This is a genomic window from Pseudomonas syringae pv. tomato str. DC3000 (genome assembly GCF_000007805.1).
Taxonomy (GTDB): Bacteria; Pseudomonadota; Gammaproteobacteria; order Pseudomonadales; family Pseudomonadaceae; genus Aquipseudomonas; species Aquipseudomonas avellanae.
In genome coordinates this window covers 2,089,964-2,105,029 of the sequence record NC_004578.1, presented here as the reverse complement: position 1 = coordinate 2,105,029, position 15,066 = coordinate 2,089,964, and the positions used below count along the sequence as shown (strand labels likewise).

Genomic DNA, 15,066 nt, shown 5'->3' with positions numbered 1-15,066 from the left:
CCGACACTGCGATTCTTAAACCTGGGCAGCCAGAACGCGCCGTTCCCAGGGAGTTATTTCGTCGAAAAAACTGGTCAGTTCCAGGGTCTTCGATGCGACGTAGCCTTCGATGAACTCATGACCAAACAGTTCCTTGGCCAACTGACTGCTTTTCAGACGCTCAACAGCCGCATGCAAGGTACAAGGCAGCGATAATTCTTTCGGCACCTGGATCTCGCCCTGCATCGGCGCCGTCGGCTCCAGGCGCTGTTCGATGCCGTGCAGACCGGCCGCCAGGCTTGCGGCAATGGCCAGATAAGGGTTCGCGTCGGCGCCCGGCAGACGATTTTCCACCCGTCGGGCCGCCGCCGCACTTGCCGGAATACGTAGCCCGGCAGCGCGATTGTCGTGGGACCAGCAAGCATTATTGGGCGACGCATAAGGATGGTAGAGGCGCTGGTAGGAATTCACGTTAGGGGCAAACAGCGCGGTAAAGTCAGCCATGCACGCCTGCTGGCCGCCAATGAAGTGGCGGAAGGTGTCTGTGGCCTCGCCGTTCGCATCGCTGAACACGTTTTGTCCGGACTCGGCTGCCACCACGCTTTGATGAATATGCATCGAGCTGCCCGCGGTGTGCGCGAGCGGCTTGGCCATGCAGACCACAATCAGGCCGTGCTTGAGCGCGACCTCCTTGAGCAGGTGCTTGAACAGAAAGGTCTGGTCGGCCAGCAGCAACGGATCGCCATGCAACAGATTGATCTCGAACTGACTGACACCCATTTCATGCATCACCGTGTCACGCGGCAACCCGAGCGCCGCCATGCAGGCATAGACCTCGGCGAAAAACGGCCGCAGACCGTTGTTGGAACTGATACTGAACGCCGAATGCCCCAGCTCACGTCGCCCGTCCAGCCCGAGAGGCGGCACAAACGGCTGGAGCGGCTCGGGGTTGGCCGCGAAGACAAAAAATTCGAGTTCGGTGGCAACCACCGGGGCCAGCCCCTGCGCGGCGTAGCGGGCGATCACCGACTTGAGCTGGCCGCGTGTCGATAACAGGCAGCGTTCACCATTCAATTGCTCGGCATCGCAGATGGCCAGGGCGCGAGGCTGCTCGCTCCAGGGCAGGCGGTGGACCTGCTGCGGGTCGCTGACCAGCGCAAGGTCGCCGTCATCGCTGCCGTAAAATCGCGCAGGTGGATAGCCGCCCATGATGCATTGCAACAACACGCCCCGCGCAAGCTGCAATCGCCTGCCCTCCAGAAAGCCGGCAGCGGTCATCACCTTGCCACGCGGCACGCCGTTCAAGTCCGGAGTCACGCACTCCACTTCATCAATGCCCATCAGCAGTTGCGCCAGCGAATGGGGGTCATTGCGTGTCATGGTTCAATCCCTTCTTTATGGTTAGAAAGTCAGCGTCCAGGCCGCCAGGCGGCAAGCCGTACAAAATACGCAGCGGGCGTTCGGGATATCAAGCACTGAAACGACTTCGTGCACCCGGTCACAACTGACCTGATGCATCACCCGGCAGCGGCGGTCTTGGCCGGGTTCTTGCTGGTACCCCATACACAACAGTTCGACTGTCATTTTTATGTCAATGGCCATTCCTTTGCAGGGAAGCGCTTGAAGCCAATGCCCTTTCGAACAGCAATCGAATAAAACACGAGCAGAGAACCCTCCATGAGCGCACCGATCCCCGTCACTCGTCCTCTGTTACCGCCTCTGGAGGAGTTCATTCCCTACCTTGAACACATATGGGAAAGCCGTCAGCTCACCAACGGCGGCCCGTTTCACCAACAGCTCGAACATGAACTGGCCGAGTATCTGGGCGTGCAGCACCTCTCGCTGTTCTCCAACGGCACCCTGGCATTGATGACCGCGATTCAGGCGCTGCGCATCAAGGGCGAAGTCATCACCACGCCCTACTCCTTCGTCGCCACAGCGCATTCGCTGCTCTGGAACAGCCTGACACCGGTATTCGTCGACATCGACCCCGGCACCTACAACCTCGACCCGGACCGCATCGAAGAAGCCATCACCCCGGCGACCACGGCAATCATGCCGGTGCACTGCTACGGCATCCCGTGCGACGTGGATCGCATTCAGCAGATTGCCGACCGCTACGGCCTGAAGGTCATCTACGACGCCGCCCATGCGTTCGGTGTCCAGCACCGTGGCCAGAGCCTGCTCAATCATGGCGACCTGTCGGTGCTGAGCTTCCATGCCACCAAGGTTTTCAATACGTTCGAGGGCGGCGCCATCATCAGTCCGGACGCCAAGACCAAGCAGCGCATCGACTACCTGAAGAATTTCGGGTTCGCCGATGAAGTCACGGTGGTGGCACCGGGCATCAACGGCAAGATGAGCGAGATCAACGCCGCATTTGGCCTGCTGCAACTGAAATACATCGATGAAGCGCTGCTCAAGCGCCAGCGCATCGACGAACGCTACCGTGACGTACTGGCGGCGATTCCGGGGCTGAAAATCCTCTGGAAGACCACCGAAAAGCACAACTACTCGTATTTTCCGGTACTGGTCACCGAAGACTTCGCCATTTCCCGCGATGACCTCTATCAGCGCTTTCGCGACCACAACATCCTTGCCCGCCGCTACTTCTACCCATTGATCTCGACGTTCCCGATGTACCGGGGCCTGGACTCGGCAAAACCCGATCGCCTGCAGGTTGCGACCAGCCTGTCCAGCCAGATCCTCTGCCTGCCCATTTTCGACAGCCTGACCGATGAAGCTTTCGACAGCATCATCGATGTGATCGTCGCTGCCAGTAAAGAGAACCGCTAATGCGAACATGCCCGGTCTGCTCAAACCGTTTTGCGAATTTCTACCCGATGGGCAGAGGCCATCTGGAAATTCTCCACCGCTTGAACGTCCATTACTGCATCGAAGACTTTGAAACGCTCAATGTCGGGCAATACAGCTGCCCCGAATGCGCGGCCTCGGACCGCGACCGGCTTTACGCGCTGTACGCCATGCACCTGCTCGACAACCCGCCCGGCCAGCCGTTGCGCATCCTAGACATCGCGCCAGCCGTGCTGCTTTCCCGGTTTCTGCGCAGTTTGCCCAATGCGCGGTATCGCTCGGCCGACCTGTTCTCGCCACTGGCTGACGACGTGGTCGATATCATGGACATGCACATGTACGCCGACGAGTCTTTCGACTTCATCGTGTGTTCGCATGTACTCGAGCACGTACCCGACGACCGCAAGGCCATGTCCGAACTGTTTCGGGTGCTGGCCAAAGGCGGCTCTGCGATCCTGATGGTGCCGATCCTGCTGACCGCCACCACCACCGAAGAAGACCCGGAAGAGTTCAGCGTCGACGAGCGCTGGGCACGCTTTGGCCAGGACGATCACGTGCGCATGTACGCCAGACATGACTTCCAGTCACGCCTGACCCAAGCCGGCTTCAGCGTCGATGCGCTCGGCTCGCAGGCATTCGGTGAAGGCGTTTTCAGGCAGCACGGCATTACCGAGCAGTCGGTGCTGTACATCGGCCGAAAGACCTGACGACACCCGCGGATCATGGACGCCGACTGCGTTGCCCGGTTGGTTTATAAAACTTCTTCACACGTGGTATTGCGATGAGTTCTTCACGCCTGGTCAGTATTGTCATCCCCGCTTACAAACCGGCTTTCTTTGAAGCTGCACTTGCCAGTGCGCTGCGACAGAACCATGACGACATCGAGATCATCATCACCGATGACTGCCGCAACGACGGCATCAAGGACATTGTCGAAAAGCTCAGGCCGACCAGCCCTTGGCCGATTCTTTATGCAAAGAACCAAACGCCGCTGGGCGAGCCGCACAACATCGCGCAGGGCATACGCCTGGCAAGCGGTGAGTACATCAAGTTTCTCTACGACGACGACATCCTGCTTCCCGACTGCGTGCGATTGATGTTCGATGTCCTGCACGACAGCCCCGATATCAAAGTGGTGTCCGCGACCCGAAAGAGAATCGATGCCGCTGGCGCGCTGCTGGCCGACAATCTCTACACCGTCTACCCGTTCGGCAAGAACGTTGTTCTCAACGGTCCCGAGCTGGTGTCGTTTCTGGCCCAGTACCCTATCAATTTCGTCGGCGAGCCGAGTGCCGTCATGTGTCGTCGTGAAGACCTGCTGGTATTTGGTCAGGACATCATGTCGCTGGAGCAGGTGGTGATCTGGGGGCTGGGTGATCTGGCCATTTATGCAAAGCTCTTGCGCCAGGGCAATCTGGCGATGCTGGCCCGCCCGCTGTCCTATTTCCGCGTGTCCGATCAGCAGAGCAGTGAGGCATTCCGAAAAGACCCGACCCTGCCCCGCGAGGGCCACGCCAATTTCACTCGCATTCCCGCAGCGCTGGGCTGGGTAAGGCCCGAGGAGCTTAACGGCAAGGTCAAGATTGCGCCCTTGTCACAACGTGACAACGTCCAGGAAATGGACTTGCTGGCCTACTTCGACAGAAGGTCCGACGCCACGGTGCGCAACACCCGTATCGCTGGCTGGCTGGGTCAGCGCAGACCGACGCCAGCCCAGCACGCCCTGCTCAACGAATACCTGCAGCAGCACAACGGTGGCCCGACGATCGCGATTGTTGTATCGGACTTCAATCAGCAACCCGAAAGCGTACTCAGCACGCTGCAAAGCCTCGCCTCGGATGCGCCGCTGCTCGACAAGCTGAAGGTGTTTGTCCTTGCCGACTACGACAGGGACCAGCAGACACCTCTGCAAGCGCAACTGCCCTGGCGGGATGCCAGCCTGGACAACCGCGCAACCGTCATCAACGAGCTGATGCAGGATAACGACCACGACTGGTGGATTCTGATCGACGCCGGCACAACCTTCACGCCGAGCGGCCTGTTGTGTGCGGCCATGACCCTGATCGACGCGCCACAGGCCTGTGCGGTGTTCGGCGACGAAGTGACCCTGCATGCGCAGGCCGGGGCCCACCTGGCCTTTCGCCCGGATTTCAGTCTCGACTACCTGCTGGCCTGCCCCGCTGCGACCAGCCGCAACTGGCTGTTCAACCGCGAAAAAGCCCTGGCGGTGGGCGGCTTCGACTCAAGCCACGCGCACGCCATCGAACTCGACCTGATCCTGCGCATGATCGAGGACGCGGGCTTTACCGAGTTTGTGCATTCGCCAGAGCCAATGATCATCTCGCCGTTGTGGCAAGCGCAGGACAACTACGATCAGGCGCGCACGATCCAACGGCACCTGCACGCGCGCGGCTATGCGGGTGGTCAGGTGCACGCCCTTGAGTCGGGGCATTACCGGATCGAGTACGGCCATGCCGATCAGCCGCTGGTCTCGATCCTGGTCACCTCTCAGGATCAGTTGCAGACGCTGCTGCCCTGCGTCGAAAGCATCCTGGAAAACACGACGTATCCGTTCTATGAAATTCTGATCTGCGACAACAACAGCCAGTCGGCCGAAACCACAGAATGGCTGGCGACCATCGACTCGATGCAGTCGGAACGCATCCGTGTGCTTCGTCATGAACAGACAGTCAGCCCGTCGGCGCTGCTCAATGCTGCAGCCAGCCACGCACTGGGCGACTACCTGCTGACGCTGGACAGCCATGGGTTGATCATTCAGAAGGACTGGCTCGACCATTTGCTCAACCACGCACTGCGCCCTGAAGTAGGCGTTGTGGGGGCAAAAATCATTTCAACGGATGGCAATGTCGTCGGGGCGGGTATCATCCTGGGGCTCAATGGCACCGCCGGGGCAGTCACCGCCAGCGCGATCGCAGCGTCTGTCAGCTATGCGCAACGCCTCGAAACAGACCAGAACTACAGTGCTGTGAGCGGATCCTGCCTGATGATCCGCAAATCAGTGTATGACCAGGTGCAAGGCCTGGACGAGCACCTGTTCCCTGCCCGGTTCAATGATGTGGACCTCTGCCTGAAGGCGCGCAGCGCCGGGCATCTGGTGGTCTGGACGCCACATGCCATCGTTGCGTTGCGCCCCAATGAGGTCCAACACGACGCCGAGGCAATGGATTTCGCGGCACGCGCCCTCTCCCACCGCTGGCTGCATTACATGGCCTGGGACCCGGCCTACAACAAGAACCTGGCGCTGACCGACAGCTTCGTCACCCAGAGCAACCAGGCGTTGAGCTGGCGGCCTTTGGTTCATCGCCCGTTGCCTGTGGTCCTCGCTCAGCCCTGCAATCACAGCGCTGCCGGCAATCGCATCGCGGCCACACTGCAAAGCCTGTGCAGCAAGCGCGAAGCAGACGGCGTCGTCAGCTATACGGCGCTGCCGCTCGTGGAGGTCGCCAGGCTCAGCCCGGACTCGGTGGTCATTCAGGGGCCGATAGACGAAAACCTGATCGCCAGCATCAGCGCCATCAAAGACCACACCAATGCCTGGGTGACCTACGACCTGCCAGAGTTTCCGTCTTACGCTGAAGTCGACAAGAGCGCAGCCCCACTCGCCACAGTCCAGGCATCACTGCGCCACGGGCTGGCACGGGCAGACCTGATAACCGTTCCGACCAGCGCCTTGGCGCAACTGCTCGAAGACTCACACCCCAATGTTCAGGTCATCGAAACGCGACTTGCACCTGCTCCCTGGTCAACGCTGCACAGCGAGCATCGGACTCGCTCCAAACCTCGCGTAGGCTGGGTCGGCACAGCGAGTGAACTGGGCAACCTGCTGATACTGTCAGAAGTCATCAAGGCGCTGGCAGACCGCGTGGAATGGGTCATCATGGGCCCTTGCACACGCTGGTTGCGCCCCTACATCCACGAGCTGCGCTCGCCAGTGGAGGGCGCATTGTTCCCACAGGCACTGGCCAGTCTGAACCTGGATCTGGTGCTGGCGCCTGCAGAATCCAACCTGATCAACACGAGCAAAAGCCCGGTGGCCTTGCTGGAGTTCGGTGCGTGTGGCTTTGCAGTGATTTGCAGCAACCTACTGAGCATTCCTGAAGGCCTGCCCGTCACCCGCGTTGAAAACAGCACGGATGCCTGGATAAGTGCCATCGAGCAACACATTGATCAGATGGATGAGTGCACCCGCAAGGGCGAAGCGCTGAAGCAGGCGGTCATGGACAACTGGATGCTGACGGCCGATCACCTGCAAGGCTGGCGCACTGCCTGGCTGAAGGGCTGATCAGGCAAGGAGTCGATGGCGACGATGCTCTGCATCCATTGGGGCGCAGAGCAGCCGTGTACTCAGGTATCAGTGAAAGGCCTGCATCATCGTTTGGCCAAATCAGGCGAATCAGCTACGCATGATGTAATGCCCGAATGCACATCGAGTAAAACTGCACATTCTTTTTATCTTTCGCATTCCATAAAGGAATGCAATATATAAAAAACATGAATTTTATTTATTGGAGCACCCTCGTTATTCTGGCTTTTCTTACCAGGAGCTCCCGATGTCATCCTCAACCGAGCGGCCCGCGCTACCACTGAATGAGTGCGACCCTCACTGGCTTCGCAATTTATGGGTGTGTGTATTCGGTGTGTTTACGACCATCGTTGCCATGACTCTACTGCTGCCGTTCCTACCGCTGTATGTGGAACAACTGGGAGTCGATAATCACGCTGCGGTGGTACTTTGGTCGGGGGCGACATACGGGGCAACATTCCTGTCTGCCGCGATAACGGCCCCTTTATGGGGGCGCCTCGGTGATCGTTACGGGCGTAAGCTGATGTTAATCCGTGCCAGCCTGGGCATGGCCGTGGCAATGTCCTTGATTGGTTTAGCGCAAACGGTGTGGCAGTTGTTATTGCTGAGGCTTCTGGCCGGCTTGCTGGGCGGGTACGCCTCAGGTGCAACCATATTGGTCGCCACGCAAACGCCCAAGGCGCGTTCTGGCTGGGCACTGGGTGTTTTGTCATCAGGAATTATGGCCGGAAGCCTGGCCGGGCCTTTGATGGGTGGTGTGTTGCCGCCGCTGATAGGTATCCGCAACACCTTTTTTTTAGCAGGAGGTGTGATTTTCATCACTTTTCTTGCAACCCTGTTGTTGCTGCGTGAAATGCCGCGCAAAGCTCCTTCGCGGGCAACTGATAGTGCGTTGCCAGCAGTGGTGAAGCTCAGCGGCGAGCAGCGACGAATGATCACCTGTATGTTTGTCGTCGCCAGCCTGGTGATGTTCTCGACCATGTCAGTCGAGCCGATCATTACGGTTTACCTCAGGCAATTGAAGACTGATAACGTGACGATGATGGCTGGCGTGGTCATGTCGGCCACAGCACTGGGTAGCATTCTTGCGGCGTCGCGGCTGGGTCGTTTGGCAGACCGAATCGGTTATCTACCGGTGCTGACCAGCTGCCTGGCCATGACAGCGCTTACCCTGATCCCTCAAGCATGGGTCAGCAACGTCTGGCAACTGGCAGCATTGCGTTTCTTCATGGGCCTTGCACTGGGAGGCTTGCTGCCCTGCGTCGCGGCTATTATCCGTCACACCGTACCCAATGAAGTCGCTGGTCGAATGCTGGGCTACTCCACGTCCAGCCAGTATCTTGGGCAAGTGCTCGGGCCGTTGGCCGGCGGGCTATTGGGCGGGTACTTGGGCATAGGCAGCGTATTTTTAGGGACTGCCATGGTGCTCGCTGCCTGTTCGATCATGGTCGGCAGAATGGACATGATACGCACACCTGCCTCAAGCAAGCTTTGAGGTATCTGCCGCATCTCGCATCTGCAGGTGCTTGGTAGCCTGTGACTGCTTACCAGCGTATGACGCACGCACCCCACGAATAACCCACGCCAAAGCCGACCGTTGCAACCCGGTCACCCGGTTTGAGCACGCCCTTGTCCATCGATTCCTTCAAGGCAATCGGAATGGTGCAAGACACCGTATTGCCACAATGCTGGAAAGCCGAAACGAATTTCTCGGCGGGTAATTTCAGGCGTCGGCGCAGTGCATCCAGCATGAAGTGGTTTGCCTGATGGAACACGAAGAGATCGACATCGGACACGCCCACTTCATCATCAAACAAAGAGGCGAACAACTGCGGCACGCGCTTCATGGAAAATTCAAAAATCGCCGGGCCATTCATGTACAGATTGGCATCGGTACGAACATTGCCACTGTCGTCGCCATAGGCCGGAGGCTCGATATTTTCGGCCGAAGGCCTGCGCGCGCCGCCGATGGGCACAATCAGGTTTTCAGCACCGGAGCCGTCACTGCCATAACGGAACCGGTCCAGAAACGGGCCGCCTTCAGTGGCACGGAGCAGCGTCACCGCTGCTGCATCACCAAACAGGGTGCGAACACTTTTATCCTGCGGATGAATGTAACGGCTGTAGGTTTCCGCCGTCACCAGCAATACATTTTTGCATTGCCCTGACTCGATCAGCCCCTTGGCGATGCCCAGCCCGTAAATAAAGCCGGAACAGCCCTGATTGAAATCGAATGCAGCGCACGTCGTGGGCAATTGCAGGCGATGTTGCAGAATGCACGCGGTGGCGGGCAACACGTAATCCGGACTTTGCGTGCAATAGATCAATGCGTCTATTTCATCGCGTTGAATATGGCCCTTGAGAAACAACTTCTCGCAGGCACGGTAAGCAAGGTCCGACGCCGTTTCATTCTTGTCGATGATGTGCCGTTCACCGATACCGGTCTTGGCGAATATCTTGTCGACATCCCACTCGGGAAACTCGCGGGCCAGTGTTTCATTGTCCAGCGAATGAACAGGCAGTTCGTATTCTATGTCCACGATCCTGGCATGAGATGTCATGAGCATTACCCCGATATGCGTTTGGCAGGTACACCGAATACTGTAATGCCTGCGGCCACATTGCGTATCGCAACGCTGCCGGCTCCGACTACAGCCTGTTTGCCGACTTTGACGTTCGGCAGGACGCTGGCATGGGTGCCCATGAACACTTCCTCCTCCAGCACCACGCCGCCGGTAATATCGCAGTGCCCGCTCAATGTCGAGAAGTCACCGATGTCTGCATCGTGCCCCACCAGGCAGCCGATGTTGAGGGTCACGAATGCGCCAATGCGCAGGTCCACCGAAAGAACGGTTGAAGGACAGATAACCGCACCCTGCCCGATAACAACGTTCTCGCCCATGATGACCGAGGGATGGATAAGCGTGAAAAACCGGGCTCCTTTGCCGAGTAGTTTTTCCACGACCAGACGCTTGTCGGCCGGCTTGGCGATGGCGCAGACGAGGTAATCCTCAGGCCCCGGCTCGTAGCCCTCCACCGACGAAACAACCGCCGGGTAATGATCGAATCTGGCGATGGAACCGGGGCCGTCATTGATGAAGCCGGCGATGACCCAGCCTGGGTTCAGCTTCACCCAGTCCAGCAGCCACGCATGCACTTCACGCCCGAAAGCGCCGGCACCGACGATGAGCAATCTGTTCACGTTCATTGCGCCAGATACCCCCCGTCAACGACCATCGACGTCCCGGTCACCCAGCGAGCCGCCGGGGACAGCAGGTAATTGACCGCATAGGCGATGTCCAGCGGCTCACCAAAACCCAATGGATGCCGCTGCTCGACTGCGCTCATGGCATCGACGCCGACCGTGTCCTCAAGTTTGCGAGTCATTTCGGTTTTCACCACGCCTGGCGCGATGGCGTTCACGCGTATTCCGTCGCGGGCCAACTCGAGCGCCGCCGCGCGAACCATGGATTCGACCGCGCCTTTGCTGGCGCAGTAGGCCATCAGCGACGGCTGGGCGACCTGCGCCATCACCGATGACAGCAGAACGATGCTGGCGCCTTGAGTGAACACCCCTTTCTGCCTGAAAGACTTGATCAGCGAAAAGCCCGAGGTGACGTTGGTGGCAAAGACCGTTTCCCACTGATCAATGCCCAATGCGCGAATGGGCAGCGGCATTTGCACACCTGCGGCATGTACCAGCCCGTCGAAGGGAGCATAGGTTTTAGCCAGATTCTTCATCCAGCCGCCAACCACCGAGTTCTCAAGCAAATCGAATGGCTCGACACCATGCCCTTCACCGTGAAGCTGCTGCCTGGTTGCCTCGAGCCGCTCCTGATTTCTGGCAACCAGCACCACCCGAGCCCCCTGCTGACTTAACCAGATCGCAACCTGGCTGCCGATGCCGGAAGAAGCTCCCGTGACCATGACCACTTTGCCGCTCAGTGAAAAAGGATTACTGCCCACTCAACGCTCCTCTTGGGGGCTGACCTGTCCGATCCGGAAAAAACCGATCAAGGATTACTCTGTGACGAGGCTGATGACGTCATCCACACTCTTGCACGCGTTCAAGCGATTGGCCGACAGGCTCTTGCCCAAATGCTCATCGGCAAGCGACATGAAGGTCACCACGGCGATCGAGTCCCAATCGAGATTCTGCCCTTTGCTCAGACTGCCTTCGTCTGCTTCCATCGCTTCTTCGATCAGCCTGAGTACTTTGTCTTCCATCGCTCTGCTCCCTGACACAACCAACTGTTGGATAACGGTCTGCGCAGGCAACGCCTGCACCTGATAGCAACTTAGCAATAATCGAACCAAGCCACAGCAGGTACACGGACGCCCTGATTACAGGGCGAATCACCGAGAAAAAATCAAAGGAGAAGCAAAGAAGCCAAAAATATGGCGACCAGGCGACAGGATGATCGCGGCGTGCCTGCGGCATTGCGTCAATATAATGTCCACGCCCGTCGAGCATCGCTCACAGCAGCGAGATTCAAGGCAAATAGATGCTGAACATCGCCCCGCCGAGCACCCCGCCATTGGCGATCTCGATGCGCCCCTGCATGCCGCCACGGGCGTGCAGTCGGGCGATGTGCGCGGCAAAATACAGGCCCAGCCCGGTGCTGCCGCTGCCCTGATTGATGCCCTGTACATAGTCGGTCTGCTGATCGATCAGATAGGCCGGATAGCCTGGGCCGTCATCGTTGATGGTGATTTTCAGTTGACCGTCTTCATCGCCGACACTGATGACAAGCTGCTCACGAGCAAAGCCAATGGCGTTGACGATGATATTGCCCACCACCGAGCCGACCAGTTCGCGGTCGAAAAAGCCCAGCGGGCTCAGGATGTCGATGTCACAGCGCGCGGTAATGCCACGGCTGGCCAGCACTTCCTGATGATGAGCCAGTTGCGCCTCGATGAAATCGTCCAGCTCGTGATAATCGGGGCGTAACGGCATCTGATTGACGCCCAGTTTGTAGAGGCCGAGCAACTGCACCAGCATGCCATTGAGGTTGGCAAACTCGTAGCCGATGATGCCATGCTCCGGGGTGTCACGCTGCTGGCTGGAAAGCTTTGCCTGCCACTCGCTGTGCGCCTGGGTCAGCATCGCCAGCGAGTTCTTCATGTCGTGCACGGTGGAGGCAATCACCATGGAAAAATCGAGGCCCTGCTCTGGTTGTCGAGTCATGCGCCAAATGCCCTCTCCCTGAGTTTCTGATAGCGCTCGTAACGCGCATCGCTGTCCGGGATCTTGCCCAGTGTCGTCAGGCTGGCACGGCATTCGTCTATCGCCGCCTGCCCAAGGCTCTGGCCCGGATGAAGCAGTGACTGCACCATGTTCAGCACAATACTGATGTTTTTCGGCTGCAACCCCAGCGCACTGCGGAAAAACGCCTGCGCCTCAGGGAGGTTGCCTGCCTTGTAACTGCGTACGCCCTGCAGGTTGAAATCGACGGCCGCCTTGCTGGCCTCCAGAATCGCCGGATCGTCGGTCATGCTGGCCACGCTTTTCATCACGGCCGGGTCATCGCCATAGGCTTGTGCGCAGCTCTTCAAGACACTGGCGCCAGCTTCTTCCTGCCCCAGTTGCTTGAGCTGCGCCGCGACCATCAACGCAGCGTCGGCGCTGAGCACCTGCTCCATGCCGTCGAGTCTGGCCATCGCCTGCTCGGTGAGCCTGGCGGCAGTTTCCGGGTCCGAGTGCTGCAGGCTGGCGGCTTTCATCAGCCGCGTGCGCACTTGCAGGCCTTCGTCGTTGGTGTGTTCCTTGGCGACGTCGACAAGGGCGTTGTTGATCTCGACCCGCGTGCGTGCATCGAGCCCCTGATCACCGCCCTTGCTGATCAGCGCGTGTGCCAGGCCGAGGTTGGTCTCCGGGTCCTTGAAGCGCGAATGCTGGCCTTGGGAAACCGCCTGGCGATACGCCTTGGAGGCGCTCTCGAAATCCTCGTTGCCGAGCGCCAGCTTGCCCAGCAGCTTCTGCCGGCGCACCGCCAGCGGCGACAGGCGCACCGCGCTTTCCAGCACGGTTTGCGCCCGTTTGCCATCACCCAGCGCCACCAGCACATCAGCCAGACCGTCGAACAATGCCGGCATGGTCGGAAACGCCTTGATGGCCTGTTCGTAAACGGCCTGCGCCTCGGCGGTTTTGCCGCGTTTGAGCAGCAGGCTGCCCAGCGCGCCGTACGCCCAGGGCGTGGCACGATCAGCCAGGATGGTCTTGAGAAACGCTTCCAGCGGCTCGTTCTGCTTCAGGTCGCGCAAGGCATCAGCCTTGTGGCGCAGGCACAACGGCGCGTAGCGCGGGTCCTGCTCGATCAGCTTGTTGCAGGCCGCCAGCACCTCGGCCGGCTTGCGACGATCAAGGGCCTGCAAAATCGGTTTGAGCAAGGTCTTGCGCTGTACCAGCTTTTCCAGGCGCTGGGCCAGCCCGGCGCGGTTGAACGGCTTGGTCAGGTAGCCATCCGGCTCCCACTCCAGCGCACTCATGACCATCGCCTGACTGTTTTCCGCAGTCACCATGATGAACACGCTTTCGTAACTCAGCAGCCGCTCGATCATCAGGTCTTCGAGCACCTGCTGACCGTTCTTGCGGCCATCGCCGAGGTTGAAGTCGTGCAGCACGAAGTCATAACGCTTTTGCGAGCACATGCGCAGAGCCTGCTCACCGGAGTCGGCGGTGTCCACTTCCTTGACGCCCAGTTCACGCAGCATCGACCTCACTGAACTGCGAAAGTCAGAGAAGTCATCGACGATAAGAAAGCTTTTTTGGTTGTACGCCAGCATCCGGATTCCTGCACAGGAGAGGGTGAAAATATGAGACCCACAGCCTGAAAATCAATCAGGCCCGGCTCGGCAGCCCATTTTCAGGGCGCACATAATAACTGATGGCAACATGCCATAAACTAATTCGCCGTTACCGCCCTTCCCGCAACAAGCCACGCAGTTCAGGGCAACACTCAGTTTTTCGACCATCCGGGCAGAAACTGTAGAACGAACATCAACTTCGCACCTCATGCGCATGGCAAACAGGCGATGATTTTGCGCAGTGGATCGACATTGCAGAAATGAGAAGGGAGTTTTCGGGAAGCAGAGCACAGATTGGTCGCGCGGCGTACGCGGCGCAAATCAGCAGACAGCGGGCCAACGCAAAAAACGTTGACCCACTCGACATTCAGGCAGGTTTACACCCAGCCATCATTCTTTTTGCGGCCCTTGGTCAGCGCCGGAAGAATCAGGCCGACTAACAGGCCCGCACCAGCAATGCTGCCGCCGTAAACCATGTAACGCATCATGACCTGTTTGTTTTCATCGCCAAGCCGCGCCTGCGTGGAGCGCAGTTCGGCCTGGGAGTCGGCCAACTGATCGTTGAGGACCTTGGTGCGGGCTTCCAGTTCATCGACCAGTTTCTTGCGCGCATCCAGCGTTTCCTGCATGCCTTGCACGCGGGTTTTCCAGGTGTTGTCGATGCCTGCCAGTTGCTCGGTCAGCTCGGCGACCTGTTGGGTCAATTGCGGCACGCGCTCGATCTGGCCAGGGACGTCCTGCAGGTCGCTGCTGGGAATCCACACTGTCGCGCCGCCTTCGCCACGCACCTGGCTGAAGTTACCCGAGGTGGTGAGCAGCTCAAGCTTCTGCCCGGATTTCAACGTGCCGACGATCCGGTGGCCATCAGTCGGCCCGCTGCGTACGTAAGTGGTGAGGCTGTCGCTGACCCAGCGATCATTGCCCGCGGCCTGCACGCTGGCAGGTACCACAAGGGTCAACGCAGCGCCAAACAGGCCAGCGCCGAGCACGCGACGCGAAACGGCGAACAGGCCGGGAGCACGAGAAAGAAGTGCAGAAAAATGACGAGACATGGCGATAATTATCTTTATCTGAATGAAAATAAAGCCTCGTTGAACGGGCCGGCTAACGATGGGAGCGGCAGGCAATTGAACGTTTTGCAA

The 15,066-nt window shown here is 58.9% G+C and carries 12 protein-coding genes; 4 read left to right on the top strand and 8 right to left on the bottom strand.

Annotation, left to right across the window (positions count from 1 at the left end):
* Positions 1-15 precede the first annotated feature (15 nt).
* Positions 16-1,257: a glutamine synthetase family protein gene (locus PSPTO_RS09995; protein WP_161797788.1), complete on the bottom strand. Its 1,242-nt coding sequence runs from the start codon at positions 1,255-1,257 to the stop codon at positions 16-18.
* A gap of 399 nt (positions 1,258-1,656) precedes the next feature.
* Here PSPTO_RS09995 and vioA point away from each other — a divergent pair, with 399 nt between their 5' ends.
* From vioA to PSPTO_RS09975, 4 genes are all read left to right on the top strand, one after another.
* Positions 1,657-2,775 carry a dTDP-4-amino-4,6-dideoxy-D-glucose aminotransferase VioA gene (vioA, locus tag PSPTO_RS09990; protein WP_007244389.1) on the top strand — a complete coding sequence of 373 codons (1,119 nt, stop codon included), beginning with the start codon at positions 1,657-1,659 and terminating at the stop codon, positions 2,773-2,775.
* Positions 2,775-3,500 (top strand): methyltransferase domain-containing protein, encoded by a 726-nt coding sequence (locus tag PSPTO_RS09985; protein WP_005771583.1) that lies wholly within the window; start codon positions 2,775-2,777, stop codon positions 3,498-3,500. Before vioA ends, PSPTO_RS09985 begins: the two co-directional genes overlap by 1 nt.
* A gap of 74 nt (positions 3,501-3,574) precedes the next feature.
* Entirely contained in the window at positions 3,575-7,096 is a 3,522-nt protein-coding gene (locus PSPTO_RS09980) for a glycosyltransferase (protein ID WP_011103771.1), read from the top strand.
* A 268-nt stretch (positions 7,097-7,364) separates the two neighbouring features.
* Entirely contained in the window at positions 7,365-8,612 is a 1,248-nt protein-coding gene (locus tag PSPTO_RS09975) for an MFS transporter (RefSeq protein WP_011103770.1), read from the top strand.
* A 49-nt stretch (positions 8,613-8,661) separates the two neighbouring features.
* Here the strand turns inward: PSPTO_RS09975 and PSPTO_RS09970 are convergent, their stop codons facing one another.
* From PSPTO_RS09970 to PSPTO_RS09940, 7 genes are all read right to left on the bottom strand, one after another.
* Complete coding sequence (locus PSPTO_RS09970) at positions 8,662-9,684, bottom strand: ketoacyl-ACP synthase III (RefSeq protein WP_024667998.1); 1,023 nt, start codon at positions 9,682-9,684, stop codon at positions 8,662-8,664.
* Positions 9,684-10,325 (bottom strand): dTDP-4-amino-4,6-dideoxy-D-glucose acetyltransferase VioB, encoded by a 642-nt coding sequence (vioB, locus tag PSPTO_RS09965; RefSeq protein WP_003382700.1) that lies wholly within the window; start codon positions 10,323-10,325, stop codon positions 9,684-9,686. The genes PSPTO_RS09970 and vioB overlap by 1 nt, the downstream gene beginning before the upstream one ends.
* Positions 10,322-11,083: an SDR family NAD(P)-dependent oxidoreductase gene (locus tag PSPTO_RS09960; RefSeq protein ID WP_046463592.1), complete on the bottom strand. Its 762-nt coding sequence runs from the start codon at positions 11,081-11,083 to the stop codon at positions 10,322-10,324. The genes vioB and PSPTO_RS09960 overlap by 4 nt, the downstream gene beginning before the upstream one ends.
* 54 nt (positions 11,084-11,137) lie before the next feature.
* A complete protein-coding gene (locus PSPTO_RS09955; RefSeq protein ID WP_003382703.1) occupies positions 11,138-11,344 on the bottom strand; it encodes an acyl carrier protein in 207 nt (68 codons plus the stop codon).
* Positions 11,345-11,609: 265 nt separating this feature from the next.
* Positions 11,610-12,305, bottom strand: a complete 696-nt coding sequence (locus tag PSPTO_RS09950; RefSeq protein WP_005771596.1) for a sensor histidine kinase — start codon at positions 12,303-12,305, stop codon at positions 11,610-11,612.
* On the bottom strand, positions 12,302-13,903 hold the full coding sequence (locus PSPTO_RS09945; protein ID WP_011103766.1) for a response regulator: 1,602 nt from the start codon (positions 13,901-13,903) through the stop codon (positions 12,302-12,304). The genes PSPTO_RS09950 and PSPTO_RS09945 overlap by 4 nt, the downstream gene beginning before the upstream one ends.
* A 398-nt stretch (positions 13,904-14,301) precedes the next feature.
* A complete protein-coding gene (locus tag PSPTO_RS09940) occupies positions 14,302-14,976 on the bottom strand; it encodes a TIGR04211 family SH3 domain-containing protein (protein ID WP_007244400.1) in 675 nt (224 codons plus the stop codon).
* Positions 14,977-15,066 lie beyond the last annotated feature (90 nt).